The sequence below is a fragment of the Nocardia sp. 149-1B genome, assembly GCF_057747975.1.
This window is the reverse complement of record NZ_CM173233.1, coordinates 4,025,977-4,051,564: the sequence shown is the minus strand read 5'-3', so window position 1 is coordinate 4,051,564 and position 25,588 is coordinate 4,025,977. Positions and strand designations below refer to the sequence as shown.

23 protein-coding genes are annotated in these 25,588 nt (G+C 72.0%); 16 read left to right on the top strand and 7 right to left on the bottom strand.

Translation table 11 applies throughout. The annotated features are described in order from the left end of the window. Window positions 1-2: 2 nt before the first annotated feature. The 7 genes from AC3ANS_RS19340 to AC3ANS_RS19310 all read left to right on the top strand — a co-directional run bounded on the left by AC3ANS_RS19340 (window position 3) and on the right by AC3ANS_RS19310 (window position 9,277). Complete coding sequence (locus AC3ANS_RS19340; protein ID WP_488293206.1) at window positions 3-1,037, top strand: ABC transporter permease; 1,035 nt, start codon at window positions 3-5, stop codon at window positions 1,035-1,037. A gap of 225 nt (window positions 1,038-1,262) precedes the next feature. Further along, a complete protein-coding gene (locus AC3ANS_RS19335; protein ID WP_488293205.1) occupies window positions 1,263-2,432 on the top strand; it encodes a substrate-binding domain-containing protein in 1,170 nt (389 codons plus the stop codon). Window positions 2,433-2,435: 3 nt separating this feature from the next. Further along, window positions 2,436-4,949 carry an ATP-binding cassette domain-containing protein gene (locus AC3ANS_RS19330; RefSeq protein ID WP_488293204.1) on the top strand — a complete coding sequence of 838 codons (2,514 nt, stop codon included), beginning with the start codon at window positions 2,436-2,438 and terminating at the stop codon, window positions 4,947-4,949. A gap of 25 nt (window positions 4,950-4,974) precedes the next feature. Continuing rightward, on the top strand, window positions 4,975-6,453 hold the full coding sequence (locus AC3ANS_RS19325) for an amidohydrolase family protein (RefSeq protein ID WP_488293203.1): 1,479 nt from the start codon (window positions 4,975-4,977) through the stop codon (window positions 6,451-6,453). Further along, window positions 6,450-6,773 (top strand): Dabb family protein, encoded by a 324-nt coding sequence (locus AC3ANS_RS19320; protein WP_488293202.1) that lies wholly within the window; start codon window positions 6,450-6,452, stop codon window positions 6,771-6,773. The genes AC3ANS_RS19325 and AC3ANS_RS19320 overlap by 4 nt, the downstream gene beginning before the upstream one ends. Window positions 6,774-6,834: 61 nt before the next feature. After that, window positions 6,835-8,214, top strand: a complete 1,380-nt coding sequence (locus AC3ANS_RS19315; protein WP_488293201.1) for a M24 family metallopeptidase — start codon at window positions 6,835-6,837, stop codon at window positions 8,212-8,214. Window positions 8,215-8,248: 34 nt separating this feature from the next. Then, window positions 8,249-9,277 (top strand): ketopantoate reductase family protein, encoded by a 1,029-nt coding sequence (locus AC3ANS_RS19310; protein WP_488293200.1) that lies wholly within the window; start codon window positions 8,249-8,251, stop codon window positions 9,275-9,277. A 19-nt stretch (window positions 9,278-9,296) separates the two neighbouring features. Here AC3ANS_RS19310 and AC3ANS_RS19305 read toward each other — a convergent pair whose 3' ends face one another. Both AC3ANS_RS19305 and AC3ANS_RS19300 read right to left on the bottom strand, forming a co-directional pair. Next, window positions 9,297-9,977 (bottom strand): GntR family transcriptional regulator, encoded by a 681-nt coding sequence (locus AC3ANS_RS19305; protein ID WP_488293199.1) that lies wholly within the window; start codon window positions 9,975-9,977, stop codon window positions 9,297-9,299. 58 nt (window positions 9,978-10,035) lie between these two features. Then, entirely contained in the window at window positions 10,036-10,554 is a 519-nt protein-coding gene (locus tag AC3ANS_RS19300; RefSeq protein WP_488293198.1) for a VOC family protein, read from the bottom strand. Window positions 10,555-10,659: 105 nt separating this feature from the next. On the opposite strand from AC3ANS_RS19300, the gene AC3ANS_RS19295 reads away from it, so the two are divergent. Both AC3ANS_RS19295 and AC3ANS_RS19290 read left to right on the top strand, forming a co-directional pair. After that, the gene (locus tag AC3ANS_RS19295; protein WP_488293197.1) at window positions 10,660-12,852 is read left to right on the top strand and encodes an alpha-ketoacid dehydrogenase subunit alpha/beta; all 2,193 of its coding nucleotides are present in this window, start codon (window positions 10,660-10,662) and stop codon (window positions 12,850-12,852) included. Window positions 12,853-12,881: 29 nt separating this feature from the next. Next, window positions 12,882-14,147 carry a 2-oxo acid dehydrogenase subunit E2 gene (locus AC3ANS_RS19290; RefSeq protein WP_488293196.1) on the top strand — a complete coding sequence of 422 codons (1,266 nt, stop codon included), beginning with the start codon at window positions 12,882-12,884 and terminating at the stop codon, window positions 14,145-14,147. A gap of 7 nt (window positions 14,148-14,154) precedes the next feature. Here the strand turns inward: AC3ANS_RS19290 and AC3ANS_RS19285 are convergent, their stop codons facing one another. After that, entirely contained in the window at window positions 14,155-14,553 is a 399-nt protein-coding gene (locus AC3ANS_RS19285) for a TIGR03618 family F420-dependent PPOX class oxidoreductase (protein WP_488293195.1), read from the bottom strand. Between the two features lie 63 nt (window positions 14,554-14,616). Between AC3ANS_RS19285 and AC3ANS_RS19280 the strand changes: the two genes are divergently transcribed. From AC3ANS_RS19280 to mgrA, 3 genes are read left to right on the top strand one after another with little or no spacing between them, the layout of a single operon-like run. After that, on the top strand, window positions 14,617-14,835 hold the full coding sequence (locus tag AC3ANS_RS19280; RefSeq protein WP_488293194.1) for a helix-turn-helix domain-containing protein: 219 nt from the start codon (window positions 14,617-14,619) through the stop codon (window positions 14,833-14,835). Between the two features lie 21 nt (window positions 14,836-14,856). After that, window positions 14,857-15,393, top strand: a complete 537-nt coding sequence (locus AC3ANS_RS19275) for a Clp protease N-terminal domain-containing protein (protein WP_488293193.1) — start codon at window positions 14,857-14,859, stop codon at window positions 15,391-15,393. 32 nt (window positions 15,394-15,425) lie between these two features. Further along, window positions 15,426-16,469 carry an L-glyceraldehyde 3-phosphate reductase gene (gene mgrA, locus AC3ANS_RS19270; RefSeq protein ID WP_488293192.1) on the top strand — a complete coding sequence of 348 codons (1,044 nt, stop codon included), beginning with the start codon at window positions 15,426-15,428 and terminating at the stop codon, window positions 16,467-16,469. Here mgrA and AC3ANS_RS19265 read toward each other — a convergent pair. Further along, entirely contained in the window at window positions 16,438-17,427 is a 990-nt protein-coding gene (locus AC3ANS_RS19265; RefSeq protein WP_488293191.1) for a phosphatase PAP2 family protein, read from the bottom strand. The two genes, mgrA and AC3ANS_RS19265, sit on opposite strands and share 32 nt — an antisense overlap. Window positions 17,428-17,452: 25 nt before the next feature. Next, window positions 17,453-18,595, bottom strand: coding sequence for an alpha/beta hydrolase family protein (locus tag AC3ANS_RS19260; RefSeq protein WP_488293190.1), 1,143 nt, complete (start codon window positions 18,593-18,595; stop codon window positions 17,453-17,455). 194 nt (window positions 18,596-18,789) lie between these two features. Between AC3ANS_RS19260 and AC3ANS_RS19255 the strand changes: the two genes are divergently transcribed. The 3 genes from AC3ANS_RS19255 to AC3ANS_RS19245 are packed head-to-tail and all read left to right on the top strand — an operon-like array spanning window position 18,790 to window position 22,080. After that, window positions 18,790-19,302, top strand: a complete 513-nt coding sequence (locus AC3ANS_RS19255) for a hypothetical protein (RefSeq protein WP_488293189.1) — start codon at window positions 18,790-18,792, stop codon at window positions 19,300-19,302. A 49-nt stretch (window positions 19,303-19,351) separates the two neighbouring features. Next, window positions 19,352-21,037: an ABC-F family ATP-binding cassette domain-containing protein gene (locus AC3ANS_RS19250; protein ID WP_488293188.1), complete on the top strand. Its 1,686-nt coding sequence runs from the start codon at window positions 19,352-19,354 to the stop codon at window positions 21,035-21,037. Continuing rightward, window positions 21,034-22,080, top strand: a complete 1,047-nt coding sequence (locus tag AC3ANS_RS19245) for a GNAT family N-acetyltransferase (protein WP_488293187.1) — start codon at window positions 21,034-21,036, stop codon at window positions 22,078-22,080. The genes AC3ANS_RS19250 and AC3ANS_RS19245 overlap by 4 nt, the downstream gene beginning before the upstream one ends. A gap of 207 nt (window positions 22,081-22,287) precedes the next feature. Here AC3ANS_RS19245 and AC3ANS_RS19240 read toward each other — a convergent pair whose 3' ends face one another. Both AC3ANS_RS19240 and AC3ANS_RS19235 read right to left on the bottom strand, forming a co-directional pair. Further along, entirely contained in the window at window positions 22,288-23,625 is a 1,338-nt protein-coding gene (locus AC3ANS_RS19240) for a S1C family serine protease (RefSeq protein ID WP_488293186.1), read from the bottom strand. Between the two features lie 77 nt (window positions 23,626-23,702). Next, window positions 23,703-24,215, bottom strand: a complete 513-nt coding sequence (locus tag AC3ANS_RS19235) for a MarR family winged helix-turn-helix transcriptional regulator (RefSeq protein WP_488293185.1) — start codon at window positions 24,213-24,215, stop codon at window positions 23,703-23,705. Between the two features lie 59 nt (window positions 24,216-24,274). Between AC3ANS_RS19235 and AC3ANS_RS19230 the strand changes: the two genes are divergently transcribed. Next, window positions 24,275-25,510, top strand: a complete 1,236-nt coding sequence (locus AC3ANS_RS19230; RefSeq protein ID WP_488293184.1) for an MFS transporter — start codon at window positions 24,275-24,277, stop codon at window positions 25,508-25,510. The last annotated feature ends 78 nt before the right edge of the window (window positions 25,511-25,588 follow it).

Genomic DNA, 25,588 nt, shown 5'->3' with positions numbered 1-25,588 from the left:
CCGTGGACACCGCCGCTCCGCCGGCGCCGGCTCGGCGCGAGCTCCGCGACCACGTCCCGGTCTCGAGCCAGGTCGCTGCCTGGCCGGCGACCCGTGCCCTGGCAGCCGTCGCGCTGCTCTTCCTGGTCAGCCCCCTGGTCGCGTCGGGCAGCGTCAGCCACACCGCGGTCTACTCGATGCTTCCGTTCGCGGCCCTGACCGCGCTGGTCGCCGTCGGCCAGACGCTGGTGATCCAGCAGGGCGGACTGGACCTCTCGGTCCCGGGCGCGGTCACCCTGGGCGCACTCGTGGTCGCGAAGTTCGGCCACGAGGGCTCGTGGGGGCTGCCGACCGCGGTCGCCGTCGCGGTGCTCGGCACCTCGCTCGCCGGGCTGCTCAGCGGCCTGGTGGTGGCCTGGGTCCGGCTCCCTCCGCTCGTGGTCACGATCGCCACCAACGCCTTGCTGGTCGGGGCGGTGCAGTACGCCTCCGGCGGCTTCGGCGCACAGACCGACCCGGCCCTGAGCGACTTCGCCCTGGGCAAGGTGCTCGGTGTGCCCACCCTGGCGGTGCTCGCGCTCGTCATCGTCGTGGTCGCGCAGGTCGTGCTGAAGCTGACCCGGGCCGGCCGGCGTTTCGAGCTGGTCGGCGAGAACACCCGGGCGGCCGGCGTGATCGGCATCGGCACCACCTACCACCAGGTCGCGGCGTACTGGCTGTCCTCGCTGCTGGCGGCGGTCGCGGGCGTCCTGCTGGCGGGCCTCTTGCGCAGCCCGACCCTGACCGCCGGCGACACCTACCTGCTGCCCTCGATCGCCGCCGTGGTCTTGGGGGGCACCGCCCTCACCGGTGGGCGGGGCAGCCTCGTCGGCACGGCCCTGGGCGCCCTGTTCCTGGTCCAGCTGAGCCAGCTCGTCCAGACCTTCACCTCCCTGACAGCCGTCCAGAACATGGTGCAGGCCCTGATCATCGGGATCGGCATCGTCCTCCAGCTCCGTCTCGGCGGACCGAACGCGCGACTCTCCCTCGTCCTCCGACGGGCTCCGCGTCCGCGCTGAGCCCACACCACACCGGCACCGTCGCGGGCCATCCTCGCCGCGGCGCCGTCCACCACCCCTCCGGCTGACAGCGGTCCTACCTCTGCCGACGCCACGGGGCCGTCCCACCCACCCCGCGGCGGAGCCCTGCCCTGCTGCCCGACGGGGATCGGCCTGCCTCGGGCGCCCGTCCTCCCTGCCCTCACCCATCCGCGCCCTCGGGCGCAGCACACGTAAAGGACCACCATGAACGCGTTGCGCAACCACCGCGGCCGGGCCAGCGCCCTGGGCCTCGCGCTCCTCGCCGGAGCGGCACTCACCGCCTGCTCCTCGACGAACGCCGAGTCCGGGGACGCCGGCTCCTCGAAGGCCGACATCGCCGTCGGCAAGGTCGGCTCCGTCGACGAGTTCGCCAGCATCGACTCGGTCTGCGGCGACAAGGACGTGACCGTCGGCGTCGTCGACGGATTCGGCACCAACTCCTGGTCCAAGACCGTCAAGGCCGAGATCGAGAGCGAGGCGGCCAAGTGCTCCCACGTGACGAGCGTCGAGTACGCCGCCGGGCGCGGTGACCTCCAGGCCACCAACCAGGCGATCGTGAGCATGGCGGCCAAGGGCACCGACATCATCCTGGTGATCCCGGACGCGGGCCCGGGCGAGGCCCACCTGCCCTCGATCCGCAAGGCGACCAGCTCCGGCTCGATCGTGGTGCCGTTCGCCTCGGACCCCACCGGCAAGCCGGGTGCCGACTACCTCGACTACACCGACTGGAGGCCCTACGCCAGCGGCACCGCCTGGGCGCAGTGGGTCGTCGACCAGCTCGGCGACGCCGGCGGCAACGTGGTCTTCCTGGGTGGCCCGGCCGGATCAGCGGTCACCGCGGGCACGTTCGAGGGCATCAAGTCCGTGCTGGCCGACAACCCCCAGGTCACGCTGCTCAACAAGGAGCCCGTCGTCACGAACTGGGACCCCGCGGTCGCCCAGCAGGCGATGTCCGCCCTGCTGTCGCGCTACCCCAAGATCGATGCCCTGATCGTCGACTACGGCACCGCGGCCGGCGGCGTGATCCGCGCCTACGAGAGCGCCGGCAAGAAGCTGCCGCCGCTGGCGACCACCGACGACAACTCGCTGAGCTGCGGGTTCGACGCCCTCAAGGCCGACAACCCCGACTACGAGCTGGCGACCGTCTCCAGCCGCACCTGGATCGGCCGGGTCGCGCTGCGCAAGGCGCTCGCGAGCATCAATGGGATCGACGACACCGAGCCGTCGCTGTTCGACCTCGGCCTGGCCGAGGACTCGACGCAGGGCGCCGCCGGCGCGAAGCTGCCCTCGCAGGCGTGCCTCCCCGACGCCCCGCCGGACGCCGCTCCGTCCTCCCTGCTCACGGCCGACGAGCTCGCGAAGGTCTTCGGCTGAGCCATGAGCATCGTGACTGACGCGGCCACCGGTGCCGGGGTCGAGGCCGTCGAGGCGCTCCGGCTCGACGGGATCGGCAAGACCTATCCGGGCGTGCGCGCCCTCGACGACGTGAGCATCACCCTCACGGCAGGGCGCGTGCACGCCATCTTGGGTGAGAACGGCGCCGGCAAGTCGACCCTCGTCGGGATCGCCGCCGGGTCGGTCGTCCCTGACGGCGGCACGATCGTGCTCGGTGGCCGCAGCTTCACCAGGCTCCGGCCGGCGCTCGCGCGCGACCGGGGGCTGGCGATCGTCTACCAGACCCCGGCGCTCGCACCGTCCCTGACGGTGACCGACGCCGTGCTCACCCTCCTTCCCGCCGAGCGGCTGCCCGCTCGGCGGGAGGCGGAGGCCTGGCTGCGCGGGCACTTCTCGGAGCTGGGGCTGACCATCGACCCGGCCGCGGTGATCGGAGACCTCAGCCAACGTGAGGCCCACCTGATCGAGATCGCTGCCGCCCTCGCCTCCGAGCCCTCGGTCCTCGTCCTGGACGAACCGACCGAGGCACTCGGCGCGGAGGAGACGGAGTGGCTCTTCGAGCGCGTGCACGAGCTGCTCGCGCGAGGCGCCGCCGTCGCCTACATCACCCACCGCATCCCGGAGGTGGTGGCGATCGGTGACGACCTCACGGTCCTGCGGGACGGCAAGGTCGTGGGCCGTGGCGAGGTCGCGGACTTCGACGAGGACCAGATCGTCGGCCTGATCATCGGACGGTCCCTCGAGACGACCTTCCCGCCCAAGTGCGCGGACTCCTCGGACGGTCCGTTGCTGGCGGTCGCGGGCGCCTCGGGGTCCGGGTTCTCGGGCGTGTCCTTCCAGGTGCGTCCCGGCGAGATCGTCGGCCTCGCCGGTGTCGAGGGCAACGGTCAGCGCGAGGTGCTCCGAGCACTGGGTCGAGGCGGACTCCGCTCCGGCGTCGTGTCGATCCGGGGACGCGACGTACGCCTGCGCGGCTCCCGCGACGCGGTGCGGGCCGGCATCGTCTTCCTCCCGGGCGACCGGCTGGGTGAGGCGATGTTCGGCGGACTCTCGATCCGGGAGAACGTCGTCGCTCCCTCGCTCGACGCCGCGATGCCCGGGGGATGGACCCGGCGCGACCGGGAGTACCGGCTCACCCGCGAGGCCGTCGACCAGCTCGCCGTGAAGACCGCGACCCTCGAGTCGGCGGTCTCGTCGCTCTCCGGCGGCAGCCAGCAGAAGGTCCTGCTCGCGCGCGCCCGGCTCGGCCGGCCCGCGGTGCTCCTGGTCGAGGACCCGACTCAAGGGGTCGACGCCGGAGCGCGTGTGGAGATCTACGCGTTCCTGCGTGAGATGGCGGCCTCCGGCGTCGCCGTCGTCGTGCTGTCGACCGACGCCGTGGAGCTCGAGGGACTCTGCGACCGGGTGCTCGTCTTCTCGCGCGGCACCCTGCGTGCCGATCTCGCCGGGGACGAGGTGAGCGAGCGTGCCATCACCGGCGTCGCCGTCCTCGCGGTCAGCGAGAGCGGTGGGCACACGACGGTCGCGGCACTGCCGCGCCGCACGCGCTCCGGGCTGCGGGGACACCTGCACACTCCCGCGCTGCTCGCACTCGTCGTGCTCATGGGTGGCTTCACGGCGGGCTCGTCGTCGTCGTTCCTCGAGCCGCTGAACATCGGCCAGCTGCTCGCAGCCGCGGCCGTCCTGATGTTCGTGGGGCTGGCCCAGCTGCTGGTCGTCGTGACCGGCGGCATCGACCTCAGCGTCGGCTCCGTGGTCGCGGCGTCGGGCGTGGTCGTGTCCTTCTTCGCGGGCGGGAGCGTCGCCGGGTTCGCCGTCGGAGCCGTCGTGGCGATCGCCGCCGGCGCGGTCGTCGGCCTGGTGAACGGTCTGCTGGTGACCTGGTGCGGCATCCCGGCGGTCATCGCGACCCTGGTCTCGTCCGTCGGCGTGGTCGGCATCGCCCAGATCATGAGGTCGGAGCCGGGGGGCTCGGCGTCCCTCGACGTGCTCACGGCCCTCGGCACCACGGTCGCCACCGTGCCGGTGGTGTTCGTGGCCGCCGTACTGTCCGCGGTGGCCGTCGCACTCGTCCTCGGGCGCACGGCTCTCGGGCGGGGGCTGCGGGCCACCGGGTCCGACCCGGTCAAGGCCAACCGGATGGGTGTCGCGGTGTCGCGGACCCGGGTCGCGGCGATGGTCCTGGGCGGGGTGCTCAGCGCCCTGGCCGGTCTCGTGCTCTACACCCAGACCGGGATCGGTGACGCCAACAGCGGCGGGGCGCTCACGCTCTCCTCCGTGACGATCATCGTCATCGCGGGCGTCAACATCTTCGGCGGTTCGGGCTCGGCCATCAGCGTCGCCGCCGCCGCCCTGCTGCTGCAGGTGATCACCAACTCCCTCACCTTCCTCGACCTCAGCTTCGCCTGGCAGTACTGGCTGCAGGGCGCGTTCGTGCTCGTCGCGGCCGTGCTTCCCATGCTGGCCGGTCGCCGCGGCGCCGCCACCACCCGCTGACGTCACCCCACTCACAGGAGACCCGATGTCCTCGACCACCCGACCCGTCCCCGCCGACCCCTCCCGCTTCGACGGCCGCCCGCTCGTGCTCCGCGACGGCATCGTCGTCACCGTCGACGACGCCGGCGTCCTCGACCGCGCCGACGTGCTCGTCGTCGGCGACCGCATCGAGGCCGTCGGCCCCGGCCTCGAGGTGCCCGAGGGCACCGTCGAGATCGACGCCTCGGGCGGCATCGTCATGCCGGGCATGATCGACACCCACCGGCACATGTGGCAGTCGGCCCTGCGTGGGTACGGCGGCGACTGGGCGCTGAGCCAGTACTTCGCCTTCTACTACCTGCGCTGGGGCGACGTGTTCCGGCCCGAGGACATCTACGCCGGCAACCTGCTCAGCGCACTGGAGTCGGTGGACACTGGGGTGACCACCACGCTGGACTGGTCCCACGGCCTGCGGACCACCGACCACGCCGAGGCGGCGCTCGAGGCGTTGCGTGCGATCCCCGGTCGCTTCGTACTGGGCTACGGCAACTACCTCGGAGCGCCCTGGGAATGGGCGAACTCACCGGAGTTCCGCGCCTTCGTCGGTCGGCACTTCTCCGGCACCGACGACCGCCTGAAGCTGCAGCTCGCCTTCGACGTGACCGGTGACCCCGCCTTCCCGGAGCGCGGCGCCTTCGACGCCGCGCGTGAGCTCGGGGTGCGGGTCACGACCCACGCCGGCGTCTGGGGCGCGACCACAGACACCGGCATCGAGCAGATGTACGAGCACGGCTACATGACCGAGGACATCAGCTACGTCCATGCCGCGACCCTTCAGCCCAGCAGCTACCAGAAGATTGCGGCGACCGGCGGCACCGTGTCGGTGGCGACCGAGAGCGAGCAGAGCGCCGGGCAGGGCTACCCGTCGACCTGGGAGCTGCGGAAGTACGGCATCGCGTCGTCCCTGTCGATGGACACCAGCGTGTGGTGGAGCGCGGACTTCTTCTCGGCCATGCGAGCGACGCTGAGCGCCGACCGGGTGCGCGACCACCTCGAGGCGCATCGGCGCAACGAGACCGTGGTCGCCAACCGGCTCCGGGCCGAGGACGTCGTGTGGTCAGCCACGATGGGCGGCGCCCGGGCGATCGGCATGGAGGACCGGCTCGGGTCGATCCGTCCCGGGAAGCTGGCCGACCTGGTGCTGCTCAAGAACGACGAGTCGCCCGCGATGACGCCGATCCTGCATCCCTACGCCCACATCGTCTACCAGGCCGGGACCGCCGACGTGCACACCGTCGTGGTCGGCGGCAAGGTCGTCAAGCACGACGGCCGGCGCCTGGGGTTGCCGCTCGCCCCCGCGCGCGACGCCGTCGCGGCCAGCGTGGCGCACGTCCGCGCCGCGCTGGGCGAGGACGCCTGGCACGAGGGCATGCGGCCCGAGCTCCCGCCCGCCGAGGAGCTCCAGAACCCCTACCGCTACACGGACGCCGGCGACGCCCACGTGCGGGCCGAGGTGGCGCCGTGATCCTGCACCTGGCGTTCTTCACCTGGGTCGAGGACGTCACCGACGAGCAGGTCGCCGTCCTGACCGCCGACCTGGAGGCGATGGCAGTGCAGATCCCATCGATCCTCCAGTACGCGTGCAGCCCGAACCTGCGGCTACGGCCCAGCGACGTCGACTTCGTCGTGGCCGCGGCGGTCGCCGACGAGGCAGGACTCGCCGCCTATCTCGACCATCCCGCTCACCTCGAGGTCCAGAGGACGTCGCTCGCCGGGATGGTCGGCGAGCGCCGGGCCGCCCAGCTGCCGATGCCGTTCGTGGTGGACGCCGTCGGAGTGCCGTGACCCACGGCCCGCGACCCGACCACGACCACGACCGATGCCCGCGAGGGCTCCAGGAGGAACGATGCTCAACACCGCGACCACCGGCAGCAACGCCGTCGACTGGGAGGAGCGGATCGACTTCGGCCGGCTGCGCACCGAGCGTCTGCGCCGGCTGAAGGACGAGCTCGCGAAGTCCGAGTGCGGGGCGATCCTCGCGTTCGACTTCTCCAACATCCGCTACATGACCTCCACCCACATCGGCACCTGGGCGATGGACAAGCTGATCCGCTTCAGCCTCCTCACCCGGGAGACCGACCCGATCTCGTGGGACTTCGGCTCGGCCGCGAAGCACCACCAGCTCTACAACCCGTGGCTGGGCACGACCACCGCCGAGGCCGACGCGGACCCCCACGCACCGCACCACGGCGCCGTGCGGCCGCGCGCGGAGTCCGGTGCCCGCGCCGGCATCTCGACCCTGCGTGGCGCGTTCACGCCGGACGCCGGGATCGCCGAGGGGGTCGCGCGCAAGATCAAGCGCGAGCTGGAGAAGTTCGGGGTCGCGGACCAGCCGCTCGGGGTCGACGTCATCGAGCTGCCGATCCTGTTCGCGCTCCAGCAACAGGGGATCACGGTCGTCGACGGCCAGCAGGTGTTCATGGAGGCGCGGCGGATCAAGACCGACGACGAGGTGCGGCTGCTGACCCATGCCGCCTCGATGGTCGACGCGGCGTACGACGAGCTCTACCGCTTCCTGCGGCCGGGCGTGCGCGAGAACGAGTGCGTCGGGCTGGTCGCCAAGACCCTGTACGACCTGGGCTCGGAGTACGTCGAGGGCGTCAACGCGATCTCGGGGGAGCGCTGCTCGCCGCACCCGCACGTCTTCTCCGACCGGCTGATCCGGCCCGGCGACCCGGCGTTCTTCGACATCCTGCACAGCTTCAACGGCTACCGGACCTGCTACTACCGCACGTTCGCGGTCGGGTCGGCGAGCCGGGCACAGCACGACGCCTACCACCGGGCGCGCGAGTACATGGACCGGGCGATCGCGCTGGTGCGTCCCGGCGCGACCACCGCCGACATCGTGTCGGTCTGGCCGACCGCGCAGGAGTTCGGGTTCCCCGACGAGGAGGCGGCCTTCGCGCTGCAGTACGGCCACGGGGTCGGCCTGTCGATCTGGGAGAAGCCGATCTTCTCCCGGCTCGTCTCCCTCGACCACCCCGAGGTGCTCGAGGCGGGCATGGTCTTCGCGCTCGAGACCTACTGGCCCTCAGCAGACGGCATCGGCGCCGCCCGGATCGAGGAGGAGCTCGTGGTGACGCCCGACGGCTGCCGGGTGATCACGAAGTTCCCGGCCGAGGAGCTCCTCGTCGCCGGACCGCGCTACCACGCGGTCGGTGGCGACCTGCCGACCATCCGCGATGCCGAGTCGCACAAGAACACCCCGTGGGGCACCGACCGGTGACCGCCGCCCGATCGCAGAGCACCCAGGAGCAGACATGACCGAACTCAAGATCGCCGTGCTGGGCACCGGCGCCAACGGCGCCGGCATCGGAGCCGATCTCGTCAACGCCGGGCTCGACGTCACGTTCGTCGAGCAGTGGCCGGCGCACGTGGAGGCGATGCGGGCGCGCGGCCTCGAGGTGCGCTCGGGAGGGCGGACGACGCTGACCCAGGTCGACGCGCTGCACCTGTGCCAGGTCGCCGAGCTCCGCGACCGCTTCGACCTGGTCTTCTTGGTGATGAAGGCCTACGACACGCGGTGGGCGTGCGAGCTGATCCGCTCGGTGCTGGCACCCGACGGGATCGTCGTCGGTCTCCAGAACGGCATGAGCGCCGTTGACATCGTCGACGTGCTCGGACCCGAGCACGCGGTGGGCGCGGTGATCGAGGTCGGGTCGCAGATGTTCGAGCCGGGCCTGGTGGTCCGGGACACCCCGACCGAGCAGTCCTGGTTCGCGGTCGGCACGCTCGAGGGAGGTCCGGCCCACCGCCTGGAGGAGATTGCGGCCGTGCTCGGCCATGCCGGCACCGTGGCGATCAGCGACGACATCCTCTCCTCGAAGTGGATGAAGCTCGTCGTGAACGCCACCGAGCTGGTCAGCGCGGCCATCGTCGACCTGCCGATGATCGAGGCCTCCGACCTGCCGGGGATGCGGGACTTCATGGTCCGCGCAGGAGTCGAGGCGCTCCAGGCGGCGCGCGACCTCGGTCACCGGGCGCTGCCGATCCTCGGGCTCGACTACGCGGTGGACGACCCCGCCGAGGACGTCGTGAACGCTCTCATCGACGCGGTCTACCACCACTTCGCGGTGCCCACCTCGCTCACCACCGTCCACCAGGACTGGATGAAGGGCCGCCGCAGCGAGGTGCGGGAGATCAACGGGCTCGTCGTCGACGTGGCCGCGCAGTTCGGCCGCACGGCTCCCGCCAACGCCGTCACCCTCGAGATCGCCCTCGAGATCGAGGCCGGGAGGGAACGGGCCGGACGGCACCAGCTGCCCCGCCTGCTGGCGGCGCTCGGCTGAGCCTCGCGGTGCCCCGAGGTCAGGAGACGATCTCGGGGTGCCGCGCCAGGGCGAGGCGGGTCCGCCGGATGTGGACCGCGAGCATCGCCGAGGCGATGTCGCCGTCGCGCCGGGTGACGGCGTCGAGGATGAGCTCGTGCTCGGCGTCGATGCGCCAGGACGCGTCACCGTGCTGCAGGAGCACGAACGCGCGACGGTAGTGCTGCGTGGTGTCCCACAGCCGGTTGACCATCGAGACCAGCTCCATGGCCGAGCTCCCGGCGTACGACGTCCAGTGGAACTCGCGATCCAGCACGAGGAAGCGCTCGACGTCGTCGGTCGCCGCGATCTCGTCCTGCACCTCGCGCATCCGCGCGACGTGGTCGTCGGTGAGGTGCGGGAGGCTGTCGAGGAGCAGCAGTGGCTCGATCCGCTCCCGGATCTCGTAGGACAGCTCCAGGTCACGCCGGGTCATCGTGCGCACCCATGCGCCGCTGTTCGCGCGGAGGCTGACCAGGCCACGCGAGTCCAGGATGCGCAGCGCCTCGCGCACCGGCAGGCGGCTCGCCTCGAACTCCTCGGCCAGCTCGTCCTGCTTGATCCGGGTGCCCGGCTCGAGCCGGCCGGTCAGGATCCGCTCGGCGAGGACGTCGGCGATGCGGTGGCTGGCGACGGGACTGGCGCCCTGGGTGTCTCCGGCCGTACGCGCGGGTCGTGGCATAGCTCCTCCTCCTGACCCGCCGAGAGTAGTGGTCGAGGTCGCGGGGTGCGGCGGGTCGTCAGGCGAAGTCCCCGGGCCGGTGGTCGAAGGCCTTGCCGGCCGGGTAGGAGACGAGCTCGAGCTGGAGCCCCCACGGGCTGAGGAAGTACACCCAGCGCTGGCCGAGGCTGGGCCCCGTGCTCGATGTCGGCTCGCCCAGCACCCGCAGCCCGTGGCCACGCAGGGACGCGATCGCGGCGTCCAGGTCGTCCACGTAGAGCGCCACGTGGTGACCGCCGACGTCGCTGTTGCGCGGCGGGGTGGGCGCCTGGCCGGGGGCGTCGTACTGGAAGACCTCGAAGATCGCCTGTCCGCCGAGCCGGTAGAACCGCAGCTCGCGCATCACCGTGCTCTCGTCCACGCCGAGGTGGACCCGCATCCAGTCGTCGCCCGGGTCGTCGTGACGGAACGGCCCGAGCCGGTACAGGTACTCGCAGCCCAGGACCTCGGTGAAGAACCGGTGCGCCTGGTCGAGATCGGGGACGGTCAGGCCGATGTGGTCGACCCGCCGGAGGCCGGGGAGAGGAGTGGGGGGCATGGGTTCTCCTTGGGTTGCAATGGATCCATTCGCACCCTATCTTGGGCCGAACCGGACGCGGAAGCGTCTGAGTGGATCCCCCTCAGCTTCGGAAGGTGCCTCCCTATGCCGACCCGCCACGACCTGGCCGCCGCTGCCCCGTGGGTGGAGCTCGCGACCGACGACCGCGACTGGTCGGGCGCCGACGCCGACGTCCTGCTGCAGCTGCTCGGCCGAGCGCAATGGATCCGATCGTTCGAGGAGCAGGTCCTCGAGCTCGCCGCGCAGTCCCTGGTCCACGGCCCGGCTCACTCCAGCATCGGGCAGGAGGGCGGTGCGGTCGGATCGGTGCTGCCCCTGCGCTCCGACGACTACGTCACCGGCTCGCACCGCGGGCACCACCAGTTCCTCGCCAAGGCCTTCGGACACGTGGTCGTGCCCAAGTCGGGTGCGCTGCCCGAGCTCACCCCCGAGGTGCACGAGGTGCTGCGGCGCACCCTCGCGGAGATCTGTGGTCTCGCAGACGGGTACTGCCGGGGCCGGGGTGGGTCGATGCACCTGCAGTGGGCCGAGGCGGGCGCGATGGGCACCAACGCGATCGTCGGCGGCGGCGTGCCGCAGGCCGCCGGCTTCGCCTGGAACATGCGGCGCGCCGGCACCGACGCGGTCTCGGTGACCTACTTCGGCGACGGCGCGGTCAACATCGGCTCGGTGCTCGAGACCTTCAACCTGGCCGCCGCCTGGAAGCTACCCGTCTGCTTCTTCATCGAGAACAACCAGTACGCCGTGTCCACCCACGTCTCCAAGGCCACCGCGGAGCCCCGGGTCTCGGGGCGCGGGCTCGGGTTCGGCATCCCCAGCTGGCGCGTGGACGGCATGGACCCGCTCGCCGTGCACCTGGCCATGACCGAGGCGCTCGAGCACATGCGGGCCGGCAACGGGCCCACCATCATCGAGGCCGACGTCTACCGCTACTTCCACCAGAACGGCCCCTACCCCGGCTCGGCGTTCGGCTACCGCGACAAGGCCGAGGAGAAGGCCTGGCGCGAGCGCGACCCGATCGACCAGCTGCGCGGTCAGGTGCTGGCGCGCGGGCTGCTGAGCTCGGCCGAGGTCGACGCGGCCAAGGCGGAGGTCGATGCGGTGATGCGCGCCATCGCCGACGGCTTCGTGGAGGCGCTGCCGGACGGCAAGCCCGGCCAACGGCGGATCCGGGCCGGGCTGTGGCCGGACCCGGGCTTCGTGGACGTCGGCGTCCGCGGGGACCTCTCCGAGCTCGACGGGGCGCGCTTCGAGGACGAGGACACCTACGGCGGCGAGCTCGGCGAGCGCCGGTTCATCGACTGCGTCAGCGAGGTCATGGCCCGCCGGATGGAGACCGACGAGCGGGTGGTCGTCCTCGGTGAGGACGTCGACGGCCTCAAGGGCGGCACCAACGGAGCGACCCGGCGGCCGCTCGAGGTGGCGCCCGACCGGGTCCTCGGCACCCCGATCAGCGAGAACGCCTTCACCGGCCTGGCCGGCGGCATGGCCCTCGATGGCCGCTACCGGCCCGTCGTGGAGTTCATGTACGCCGACTTCATGTGGGTCGCGGCCGACCAGCTGTTCAACCAGGTCGCGAAGGCGCGGCACATGTTCGGCGGGCACAGCGCGGTGCCGTTCGTGCTGCGCAGCAAGCTCGCCGCAGGCACCGGCTACGGGTCGCAGCACTCCATGGACCCCGCCGGGATCCTGACCTCGGCCCCCGGCCTGCGCGTCGTCGCGCCGTCCACGCCGTTCGACTACGTCGGCCTGATGAACACCGCCCTCGCGTGCGACGACCCGGTCGTGGTGCTCGAGCACGTCGACCTCTACGGCTCCACGGGCATCGGGCCGGTCGACGACCTCGACTACCTCCTGCCGGTCGGGCGGGCGGCGCTGCGCAGCCGGGGGGACGACCTCACCGTGATCACCTACCTCTCGATGGTGGGGCACAGCCTCGAGGCGCTGGACCAGGTTGCCGCGGAGGGTGTCGCGCTGAGCGCCGACGTGGTGGACCTGCGCTGGCTCGACCGGGCCTCGCTCGACTGGGACACGATCGAGACGAGCGTGCGGCGGACGAACCGGGTGCTGATCGTCGAGCAGGGCGCCGTCGGTACGTCGTACGGCGCCTGGCTCGCCGACGAGATCCAGCGCCGGCTCTTCGACTGGCTCGACGCGCCGGTCGAGCGCGTCACCGGCGGTGAGGCGTCGCCGAGCATCAGCAAGGTCCTCGAGCGGGCCGCGATCGCGCGGACCGAGGACGTCGCCGTGGCCCTGCGCCGCATCGCGGCCGAGTGACGACCCGCCGGAACCCCGAGAGGAACGACATGGCTGACCTGCTTCCCGTGCCCGAAGTCGCGGCGGGAGCCACCGACGTGCTCCTCGCCGAATGGCTGGTCGCGCCCGGTGAGGAGTTCAAGGCCGGCGACCCGATCGTCGTGCTCGAGACCGACAAGGCGGTCGTCGAGGTCGAGGCGGAGAGCGGTGGCGCGCTGCTGCGCTCGCTGGTGGCGCCCGGGACCCGGGTCGACGTGGGCGCCCCGATGGCGCTGGTGGGCACCCTCGCGGAGGCCGGCGGTGATCTCGACGCGATGCTCGCCGGCCTCGGCCTGGCCGGCTCCGCGCTGGTGACCGCGGGCCCACCTGTCGACGAGCCGGGTCCGGAGCCGGCTCGGCAGGCGGCACCGGCCCCGTCGTCCCCCTCCGGCCGGATCTTCATCAGCCCCATCGCTCGCAAGCTCCTCGCCGAGGCGGGGATCGCCCCCGAGGAGGTCGCGGGCACTGGGCCGCGCGGACGGATCCGCCGGCACGACGTCGACGCCGCGATCGCGGCGCGGGCGACCGCGCCGGTGGCATCGTCGGTGGCTGCGTCGATCTCGCCCGCCCCGGCGGCCCAGGACCGGGAGACCGCGGCGGGGTGGACCGAGGACCCCCACAGCCGCCTGCGGCTCGCCCTGGCCCGACGGCTCACCGCCAGCAAGCAGGAGACGCCGCACTTCTACGTCAAGAGGTCGGCCCGGGCCGACGCGCTCCTGGCCCTGCGCGCCGAGCTCAACCGGGTCGCGCCGGCGAAGGTCTCGGTCAACGACTTCATCCTCAAGGCCGTGGCCGTGGCGCACCTGGAGGTCCCCGAGGCCAACGTCACCTGGGCTCCCGAGGCGATGCGGCGCTACGACAGCGTGGATGTCTCGGTGGCGATCGCATCGCCTCGGGGCCTGGTCACCCCGGTCCTGCGTGGGGTCGAGCACAGCTCGCTGAGCGCGATCGCGGCGCAGGTGCGTGGCTTCGTCGAGCAGGCGGCCGCGGGCCGGCTCCAGCAGCGCGACCTCGAGGGCGGGTCGATCTCGGTGTCCAACCTCGGCATGTACGGAGTCGAGGAGTTCGCGGCGATCATCAACCCGCCGCAGTCCGCGATCCTCGCGGTCGGTGCGGTGCGCCAGGTGCCCGTCGTGGTCGAGGGCTCCGTCGAGATCGCCGCGACCGTGGACCTGGTCCTCTCGGTCGACCACCGGGCGATCGACGGCGCTCTCGCGGCGCGGTGGATGGCGGCGCTGGTGACCGCCCTGGAGGAGCCGTTCCGGCTCATCGTGTGAGCAGCGGTCACACGTTGCCGAGGAAGCGCTCGACCTCGATGCGGACCGCGACCCGGGCGGGGTTGGGCCGCGGCTGGCGGTAGCGCAGGGTGTAGCGCTCCATCGCCCGGCGTACGGACTCCTCGTCCTCGAGCACCTCGCCACGTCCCTCGATCGTGGACCAGCGGCGGCCGTCGACCTGGCAGACGGCCAGCACCGGGTTGTCGCGCACGTGCCGCACCTTGCGGGACGTCCCGGACGTGATCACCCAGGCGCAGCGCCGTTCGACGTCGACGGTCACCCCGACGGGCACGACGTGTGGGGTCCCGTCGCGACGCAGCGTGGTCAGCGTGCACAGGTGTCGCTCGCTCCAGAAGTCCATCAGGTCCTGGGGGAACGCGTCCCAGCCCGGTCGCCACGTGGTCACCCGGAGATCCTGCCATGTCAACAAGGGTTGACAGATCGGCCGTGTCAACTTATGTTGACAACCATGACCGAGACGAGCGAGGCGGCGGCCACCGCGACCGCAGCGGCGGACGCCGACCCCCGGGTGGGGCTGCGGGCGGTCCGGGCGCTGCGCCGCCTGGTCGAGCACCTCGAGACGACCCAGGTCCGGCGGGCCCGGGCCGCGGGGTGGTCGTGGCAGGAGATCGCCGAGGCGCTCGGCGTGAGCAGGCAGGCCGTGCACAAGAAGCACGGCCGCGGCTGATCCAGGGCTGAGGAGCGAGACATGTTCGAACGGTTCACCCGATCCGCGCGGCGCGTGGTCGAGACGGCGGTGGAGACGGCCCGCGAGCAGGGGGCCGCCGAGGTGCGGCCCGCCCACGTCCTGGCGGGGCTGCTCGCCGACGAGACGTCGACGGCCGCGCGGGTGCTCGCCGGGCTCGGTGCTCCGGCCGAGGAGGCGCGGCGGGTCGCGGACGGTCTGCGGAGCCCCTATGTCGAGGGGCTCGACGCCGACGACGCCGAGGCGCTGAAGGTGCTGGGCATCGACCTCGACGAGGTGGTGCGCCGGATCGGCAGCGACCTCGAGGGCCGGGCGCCGCGCCGGAGCCACCTCCGCTTCGCCCGGTCGTCGAAGAAGGCGCTCGAGCTGGCGCTGCGCGAGGCGATCCACCTGGGGGACGGGTTCATCGGCACCGAGCACCTGCTGCTGGGGCTGGCGCGCACCGACGATCCGGTGGTGCGCGGGACGTTGGCCGCCTTCGACCTGACGCTGAGGGACCTCCGGGCGGGCGTCGGCGACCTGGACCGCCGTACCGGCTGATCGGCTGCAGCGCCCGGTGGCAGGATCGGGGCATGACCTACACCGCCGCCGACGACCGCTACGAGACCGACGCCACGGGGATGAGCTACCGGTTCACCGGGCGCAGCGGACTGCAGCTGCCGGTGATCTCGCTCGGGCTCTGGCAGAACTTCGGTGACGACCGTCCCGAGGACTCCCGGCGCGCGATCCTGCGCCGCGCGTTCGACCGAGGGGTGACCCACTTCGACCTCGCGAACAACTACGGCCCGCCGTACGGCCGGGCGGAGGAGAACTTCGGGCGCTACCTGCGCGAGGACTTCGGGTCCTACCGCGACGAGCTGATCATCTCGACGAAGGCGGGCTACGACATGTGGCCCGGCCCGTACGGCCAGGGCGGTGGCTCGCGGAAGTACGTGCTCGCCTCGCTCGACCAGTCGCTGGGCCGGATGGGCCTCGACTACGTCGACATCTTCTACAGCCACCGCTTCGACCCCGAGACGCCGCTCGAGGAGACGATGATGGCGCTCGACCATGCGGTGCGGCAGGGCAAGGCGCTGTACGCCGGCATCTCGTCGTACTCCGCCGCGAAGACCAACGAGGCGGCCGCGATCGCGCGCGACCTCGGCACGCCGCTGCTGATCCACCAGCCGTCGTACTCCATGCTCAACCGCTGGATCGAGGAGGACCTTCTCGACGAGCTCGAGCAGCAGGGGATGGGCTGCATCGTGTTCTCGCCGCTGGCCCAGGGGCTGCTGACCGACCGCTACCTCGACGGCGTCCCGGCCGACTCGCGCGCGGCGCGGCAGGGGTCCTCGCTCCCGGGTGACCACCTCGACGAGGCCACACTCACCCATGTCCGACGGCTCAACGACCTCGCGCAGTCGCGTGGGCAGAAGCTCGCTCAGCTCGCCCTGCAGTGGGCGGTGCGCGACCCGCGGGTGACCTCGGCGGTCATCGGCGCGAGCTCGGTCGAGCAGCTCGACGCGAACCTCGACGCACTGAGCTTCCCCGACCTGACCGCGGAGGAGCTCAAGGCCATCGACGACCACGCGGTCGAGGCCGGGATCAACCTGTGGGCGCGCTCGACCGCGGAGTGACCGCGCGGTCGCGGCTGTTCTCCCACACCTGGCAGCCGACGAGCACCACCCCGGCGAGCAGCGCCCCGGCGAGCACGTCGATCACGTAGTGCTCGGCGTTGTAGACCAACGCCGTCGACATCGTCAGCGGGTACAGCAGCAGCACCCACCGCCACCGGCTGTGCAGCCGCTGGACGCCGTAGAGCGCGATCAGGAACGAGATGCCCGCGTGCAGCGACGGCATCGCCGCCACCGGGTTGCCGACACCCTGGAGGATCAGGTCGATCCGGCCCAGGCCGACGCGGTGCCAGCCGCGGGCGGTGATCCGGGTGACGTCGGCGTCCAGCCAACCCCCCTCGGACGCCATCCACGGCGGCGCCATCGGGTAGGCGATGTAGACGAAGAGGGCCCCGAAGTTGATCACCAGGTATCGCCGCATCCACCTGATCCACTCCGCCCGTCGCCGGACCCACAGCACCGCGGCGATCGTCAGTCCGCTGACGAAGTGCGTGGCGTAGACGGTGGTGAAGAGGAGGTCGTACCACCGCGGGTCGCTGCTCTTGTGGCACGGGTTGCCACACAGGGCGCCCTGCAGCCGCACGGTCGGGAGCTCGCCGCCCCCGAGCCAGGTGTCGACGTGGATCGGCATCATCACGTGCACCGGGAGGCCGAGCTCGTCGGTCAGCCCGCGGCTGTAGAAGTAGATGACCAGTCCGACGACCGGCAGCCACCAGTCCTTGAGGAAGTTCAGGTGGTAGCGCGGCCGGGCCTCGATGTTCCAGGCGACCGTTCCCAGCCACAGCCACAAGAACAGCTGCACGGTGTCGTTGGGGATGCCGAGCAGCTCCGACCAGACGGCCAGCGCGACGGCGTACGCCACCATCGCCAGCACCCGCATCCGCCGGCGGGTGCTGGGATAGGGGAGCGGCCGGAGGGTGATGGAGACAGAGGTCTCCGGCTCCTCCACGCCCCGCGTCATGGGCAGAGTGTAGGAGCCCTGGCGGCTAGCGTTCGCTGCGGCTGTCGCTCACGACGCCTGGGTAGGCCTCGACCAGGCCGGTGAGCGCCGCGTCCGTGCGGTCGATGCCGAACACCTCGCGCAGCTGGGCGATCACGACGTGCTGGATGGCCGGCCACGCCTGCGTCGCCGGCAGGACCGGATCGATGCAGCCGTCGGTGGCGAGCGGCACCAGCGCGGCCGGGATCGGTACGCCGAGCAGGTCGGCCAGCGCGATCAGCCCGCCGTCCGAGGCGCCGACCTCGCAGAGGTCGCTGAAGGCGAGGTGCCCGGCTCCGCCCAGGAGCACGAGGCGCTTGGGCGCCTGGAGGTCGGCGTACGCCTGCTCCATCCGGTCGAGCCCGACGATCGTGTCGGCGGTCCCGGCCATCAGCAGCCCGGGCTCGTCCGGCACGGCCGTGGCCGTGTCGTCGAGCGCGCCGACCGAGGCGCCGGCCAGGCCCACGAAGGTGTCGACCCGCTTGTCGACGGTGGCGAGGTTCTCCACCGCCCGGCCACCGGCCGAGTGCCCGACCGCACCGATGCGTGTCATGTCGACCCGACGGTGCAGCCAGCTGCGCTTCTGCGTGGTCCGCTTGCCGACGAGCGTGATCGTCGCCCGCAGGTCCTGCACGTCGGTGGTCGTCCCCGCCGGACCGCCGAGCACCTTGGTCAGGTCGCGGCTCGGGTGGTCGGGAGCAGCGACCACGAAGCCCCACGACGCCAGGGCCGAGGTCAGGAACGTCGACTGGTCCCGGAACCCCGCGAACCCGTGGCTGAACACGACCAGGGGGAACTTGCCACGCGCGACCGGCACCGCGCGCACGCCACCGCTGGGGTAGGCGACCGACTCGCCCGGCGGCACCAGGGCCGCGAGGAAGTCCGGGAGCCAGTCGACGACGTCGTAGGTGCCCACCGGGTGCCCGGCGACATCCGCCTTGCGGGCGGGGTACCAGACCTCGACCGACGACCCGGACGGCAGCTTCAGGGTGCGCTCGCCCACGCCGTACGGCCCCGGCCCGCTGTAGCTCGTGGGCGTCGGCGTCGGGGCGGTGACGCTCTCGGCGGAGGCCGGAGCCGCGAAGCCGCTCAGTCCGGCGGTCAGGGCAGCGATGGCAGCAGCGGCGCGGAGCCGTGTGAGGTGGGTCACGACGGCGACGGTAGACGTCCACCACCGCCCTCGCTGGAGAACCGGGCAGGAGACGTCCGTACCTCCAGACCGGCACTGGGCTCCGAGTCCCTACCCGTCGGCGACGAGGCCGCCGGGGACGGGGCGCCTATGCCTGTCCGGCCGTCCTGTGGAGAAGCGCCGGGCGGGCGCCGGGAGCGGGGAAGCCTCCTCCCATGACGAGACTCACGACGACCCTCTGCCTGCTCGCAGCGCTCCTGGCCTTCCTGCCCCTCGCGGGCTGTGCGTACGGCGGTGACCTGCCGTCGCGGGAGGTCGAGATCGCCGACGGGGCGATCGCACTCGACCTGCCGGCCGAGTGGCAGCCCGCGCCGGACCACATGGAGCCGCCGACCGTGCTGGTCGCCGAAGGGCCTGAGCAGGACGAGCACCTGGTCGTGAGCGTGTTCGACGGGGAGGACACGGCGGAGCAGCGGGCCATCGAGACGGTCACCGGCTACATCGACGCCTACGGCCTTCCGTGCCGCCGGGTCGACGACAACCCGATCTGGGACGGCCCCGCCTTCGACTGCGCCGACCACACCCGCCGGCCCTGGATGCACAAGGTGCTGGTCCCGGTCACCGGCCACGGGGTCAGCGCCCTCCTGCTCGTGCAGGCGAAGGCTGACTCCTTCGACGAAGCCGCGGAGGTCATGCGGCCCGTGGTCGACTCGTTCATCTGGCAGTGAGACGTAAACCTGGTGCCCGGTTGCATCCGATGCCGGACAATCGGTCGACGTGGGACACGTGGACGTTGCCGGGGTGCGCTATGAGCTGCCCGACGGACGAGTGCTGCTGGACGACGTGTCTTTCCGGGTGGGCGAGGGTGCCAAGGTCGCGCTGGTCGGGGCGAACGGCGCGGGCAAGACCACGCTGCTGCGGATCATCACCGGCGACCTGACCCCGCACGCCGGGGTGGTCACCCGCTCGGGCGGCCTCGGGGTCATGCGGCAGATGGTCGGTGCCGGGCTCGGCGAGGCGCCCACGGTCGCCGACCTGCTGCTCAGCGTCGCACCTGCGCGGGTCCGCGCCGCGGCGTACGACGTCGACGCCTGCGAGCGGGCGCTGATGGACACCGACGACGAGAAGTCGCAGATGGCCTACGCGCATGCGCTCTCGGAGTACGCCGACGCCGGCGGCTACGAGCTCGAGGTCACCTGGGACGTCTGCGCGACCGCGGCGCTGGGGGTGTCGTTCGACCGGGTGAAGTACCGCGAGCTCAGCACGCTCTCGGGCGGTGAGCAGAAGCGGCTGGTGCTGGAGTACCTGCTGCGCGGGCCCGACGAGGTGCTGCTCCTCGACGAGCCCGACAACTTCCTCGACGTGCCCGGCAAGATCTGGCTCGAGGAGCGCATCCGCGAGTCGGCCAAGACCGTGCTGATGATCAGCCACGACCGGGAGCTGCTCAACAACACCGCGACCCGCGTGGTCACCGTCGAGCTCGGATCGGCCGGCAACACCGTGTGGATGCACCCGGGCGGGTTCGCGTCCTACCACCAGGCCCGCGCGGACCGCTTCGCGCGCTTCGAGGAGCTGCGGAAGCGCTGGGACGAGGAGCACGCCAAGCTCAAGCAGCTGGTGCTGCACTACAAGATCAAGTCCGAGTACAACGACGGCATGGCCTCGCAGTACCGCGCGGCCCAGACCCGGCTGCGCAAGTTCGAGGAGGCCGGCCCGCCGACCGAGCAGCCGCGCGAGCAGCAGGTGACGATGCGGCTCAAGGGCGGGCGCACCGGCAAGCGGGCCGTGGTGTGCGAGCAGCTGGAGCTGACCGGTCTGATGAAGCCCTTCGACCTGGAGGTCTGGTACGGCGAGCGGGTGGCCGTCCTCGGCTCGAACGGGTCGGGCAAGTCCCACTTCCTGCGACTGCTCGCGGCCGGAGGGACGCGTCCCGACAAGGAGCACGAGCCGGTCGGCGAGGTGGAGATCGCACCGGTGCGGCACGGCGGTCTGGCCAAGCTGGGGGCACGCGTGCGCCCCGGCTGGTTCGTGCAGACCCACGAGCACCCGGAGCTCCGGGGCCGCACGCTGCTGGAGATCCTGCACCGCGGCGACGAGCGTCGCGACGGCATGGGGCGCGAGCAGGCCAGCCGGGTGCTGGACCGCTACGAGCTGGCCCACGCGGGCGAGCAGCGGTTCGAGTCGCTGAGCGGCGGCCAGCAGGCCCGCTTCCAGATCCTGCTGCTCGAGCTGTCCGGCGCGTCGCTGCTGCTGCTCGACGAGCCGACCGACAACCTCGACGTGCAGTCCGCCGAGGCGCTGGAAGAGGGGCTCGAGGCGTTCGAGGGCACGGTGCTGGCGGTCACCCACGACCGCTGGTTCGCCCGGGGCTTCGACCGGTTCCTCGTGTACGGCGCCGACGGTGAGGTCTACGAGTCCGACGGGCCGGTGTGGGACGAGGGCCGGGTGCAGCGGGTCCGATGAGCGCCCTGCAGGTCCGCGAGGTCGACCCCTTCGACTCCGACGCGTTGGAGGCGTGGCACGCGGCGTACCTCGCCTCCGACCTCGCCGCACCCGAGGGCGTCACCTCACCGTGGCAGCTCGAGGAGGTACGGGCGATGCTGCAGGACCAGGGGACGCGGCACCGCATGACCGCGTACACCGGGGTGACGGCCGGTCGGCTGGTCGCCGCCGGGCTCCTCCGCGCGCCGCTCGTCGACAACACCGACACCGCCGAGCTGATGGTGCACGTGGTGCCGGACGCCCGCCGCCATGGCCACGGCTCCGCGCTGCTCGCCCACCTCGAGCAGCGCGCCCGCGACGCCGGCCGCACCGTCCTCCACGCCGAGTCGTCCTGGCCGTACGACGCCGGGCCCGACGGTGCCGGCGAGGCCGGGCCGGCCTTTGCTGCGGCCCGCGGCTTCAGCCTCGGGCTCGGCGACGTCAAGCGCGTGCTCCGACTGCCGGTGCTCGACGGGGTCCTCGACGACCTCGCAGCCGAGGCCGAGGATCACCACGCGGGCTACGAGCTGAGGTCGTGGGCCGGTCCGGTGCCCGACGAGCTCGCCGAGGGCTGGGTGCGGCTGTCCTCGACGCTCAACACCGAGGCCCCGGCCGGCGAGATGCACCGCGAGGCGGAGTCAGTGGACGTGGCGGTGCTCCGCGAGGCCGAGGCCAACCAGGTGGCGCAGGGTCGGACGAAGTACAACACCGTCGCGCTGGACCCGGCCGGCCACGTGGTCGCCTACTCCGATCTCGCGACCACGATCCACGAGCCCGGCAAGGCCTACCAGTGGGGCACCCTGGTGCGCCGCGACGCGCGGGGTCATCGGCTCGGGATGGCGGTGAAGGTGGCCAACCTGCGGCTGCTGCAGGCCGAGCGGCCCGACATCGTGCTGGTCACGACGTACAACGCCGAGGTCAACGCGCACATGGTCGCGGTGAACGAGCGCCTGGGCTTCGCGCCGATCGGTCGCCTCGGGGAGTTCCAGAAGCGAGCGCCCTCAGCCCGAGCTTGCGAGGGCTGAGACCCGGGCGCCGGATCGAGTAGCCGCGCGACCGACGGAGGAGGTCGTGACCGGCGTATCGAGATCGGTTGCACTGGCCCCGTTCATCGACCGGCGTGCCTTCCTCGGCACGAGAAAGGGCCCCACCGGCGTGACGGGAGACGGACCTGCTGTGCCGGTGGGGCCCTGATCCCTTCCCGGAGGCGAGAAAGGTTCGGGGGAGCTGGGTCAGGAGTTGGATGCCTTCGCGTCCGAGTCCAGCTCGAGGGTGACGGTCTTGGAGTCGCCGTCGTGGGTGTAGGTGACGCTGACCTTGTCGCCGGGCCGGTAGGACCGGATCGTGGCGACCAGGGAGTCGGCGTCCTTGATCAGGTGGTCGTCGACCTTGGTGATCACGTCGCCCTTGGCGAGGCCGGCGTTGTCGGCCGTCGATCCGCTGGTGACCTCCTGGATCTGCGCGCCCTCGGTGACCGTCGCGCCGGGCTGGTTGGCGCCGACGGGGGAGACGGAGATGCCGAGCCGGGCGTGGGTCGGCGTCTCGCCGTTGCGCATCTGGTCGACGATCGGCATCACCTCGTCCATCGGGATCGCGAACCCGAGCCCGATCGAGCCGGCCTCGCCCTCACTGGAGCTGGCCGTGCGGATCGAGGAGTTGATGCCGACGACGTTGCCGTTGAGGTCGACCAGCGCGCCGCCGCTGTTGCCGGGGTTGATCGCGGCGTCGGTCTGGATGGCGGGGTACGTCGTGCTGTTGCCCTGGCCGTCCGAGCCGACGTCCACGGGCCGGTTCAGCGCGCTGACGATGCCGCTCGTGACGGTCGAGTCGAGCCCGAACGGCGAGCCGATCGCGACCACGCTCTCACCGACCTTGAGGTCACTCGACTTGCCGATGGTCGCGGGCACCAGGCCGGAGACGTCCTGGGCCTTGATGACGGCGGTGTCGGTCAACGGGTCGGTGCCAAGGACCTCGGCCTTGGCGGTCGAGCCGTCGTTGAACGAGACGCTGATCGTGCCGCCGTCGCCGGCCAGCTCGACCACGTGGTTGTTCGTCAGGATCTCGCCGTCGGAGCTGAGGATGATGCCCGAGCCGGAGCCCGCGCCCTGCGCTCCCGAGACGTCGATCTCGACGACCGAGGGCAGCACCTTGGCGGCCACCTGCTCCACCGAGCCGGCCGGTGCCTCGGAGTCGGGGCTGTCGACCACCTGGGAGGTCGTGCGGGTGTCGGGGCTGCCCGCGTTCGAGGACCCGTTGTCATCGAACGCGCTCCAGGCGGCTGCGCCGCCGACACCCGCCGCGCCACCCGCCACCAGTGCGGTCGCGACGACCGCGGCGGCGAGACCCGTACGGCGAGGGCGACGCTGGACGGGCAGCGGCGCCGTCAGGTTCGTCGTGCTCGCCGAGCCCGCCGGAAAGGCCGGCGGACCCTCCGGAGGCGGACCCAGAGGATGGGGGCCTTGGGGGTAGGGGCCCTGAGGCTGGGCGCCCTGAGGGTTGCCGCCCTGAGGATCGGCGGAGTTGTACGGGTTCTCCGGTCCCGGGGGCGGACTGGTGGGCTGGTCGTTCATGCCTCAACCATGCGGGGGCCGCCTGTGACGTTGCTGAGACTGCGCTGGGGCGGTCCGAAGAAACGCACGGCGTGCGGTCAGCCCTCCTCGGCCTCGACCGCGAGCGTCATCTTCTTCAGCAGTCGCGCCAGGGTGGCCCGCTCGGCCGGCGAGAGCACGTGGACCACGTCGTCCTCGGCCCGGCCACGCAGGTCCATGGCCTGCCGCCAGATCCGCGCCCCACTGCGGGTGACCTCGATCTCCACCCGGCGGCGGTCGTCGGCATGGGCGCGGCGTTGGATCCATCCGGCCTTCTCGAGCCCGTCCAGGCGGCCGGTCATCCCGGCGCCGCTGATGCCGAGGTCGGCGGCGAGCGCCGACGGGCTGGCGTGTCCGGGGGTGTCGCGGATCATCAGGTGGTGCAGGGTCTTGTACTCGAAGTCCTGCAACCCGACCTCAGCCAGTGCGTCCTGCGTGGAGGTGCGGAAGTGCTGGACCAGCCGGCTGATGCGCACCACGATCGCCTCGACGTCGTCCTCGAAGTCGACGTCGATCCAGTGGTCGCGCCAGCGGGCCACGTGCCGGTCGGCCCAGTCCTCCTGAAGGTCCACGGACCCATCGTAGGAGATAATTCGTTGACGAATAGTTCGCTGGCGAATTAGATAGCGGCGTGCCCTCGCTCGATGACCCGTCCGCTCGGCAGGACCGGCTCGGTCCGCTGCGGTTCCGCAACTTCCGCCTGCTGGTGACGGGCTCGGCCACCAGCTCGCTCGGCAACGCGATCGCGCCGGTCGCGCTGGCGTTCGCGGTGCTCGACCTCGGCGGCTCGGCCTCCGACATCGGGCTCGTGGTGGCGGCGTACGCCCTCGCCGACGTCGTGACGGTGCTGTTCGGCGGCGTCCTCGGAGATCGCGTCGCCCGGCAGCTGATGATGGAGGGCTCCAACGCCGCCTGCGCGGTGAGCCAGGCCGTGGTGGCGGTGCTGGTCATCGGCGGGTGGGCCAGCGTGCCGCTGCTCGCGCTGTTCGGCGCCGTCAACGGCAGCCTGGGCGCCCTCAGTGGGCCCTCGTCCTCGGCGATGACCAAGATGACGGTCCCGGCCGAGCGCCTCGGGTCCGCGGTCGCTATGCGCGGCCTCCTCCAGACGAGTGCCGCGGTGGTCGGGTACGCCGTCGGCGGGGTCCTGGTCGCTGCTGCAGGACCGGGTTGGGCGATCGGCGTGGACGCCGCGACGTTCGCCGTCGCCTCGTTCTGCTTCGGTCGCATCGACGTCCCCCACACGCGACCGGAGGGCACGCGTGCGTCGTTCCTCGACGACCTCGGTGACGGCCTGCGCGAGGTCCTGCGGCACACCTGGCTGTGGCTGCTCATCGGCCAGGCGCTGCTCTACCACCTCTTCTACGGCGGCGCGCAGTCCGTGCTCGGGCCGATCGTGATCGGGGACGAGTTCGGCCGGTCCAGCTGGGGCCTGGCCCTGGGCACGCTGATGGCCGGGTTCGTCGTCGGCGGACTGATCTGCCTGCGGTGGCGGCCCCGCCGGGCGCTCCCGATCGGCACCGCCCTGCTGTCGCTGACCGCGGCGTTCCCCCTGGCGATGGCGCTCAGCGACCACCTGTGGCCGATCCTCCTCGGCGCGTTCCTGCACGGCGTCGGCCTGCAGATCTTCGACGTGTTCTGGCAGCTCTCGATCCAGGAGAACATCGCCGAGGACAAGCTCGCCCGGGTCTTCGCCTTCGACCTGGTGGGGTCCTTCGTCGCCCGGCCGCTGGGCTACACCCTCGTCGGGCCGGTGGCCGAGGCCGTCGGCTTCGACCGGTGGCTGGTCGTCGTCGGCTGCGTCATGGGCGGATCGGCCCTGCTCTCGCTGCTCTCCCCGGAGGTCAGGGCACTGCAACGTCACGGCTGAGGCCCGGCGACTGGTCCAGCCCTCAAGACAGGATTGCGACGTTCCGCGTCCGTCGCCCCTCCGTTCTGGCATGGTCGA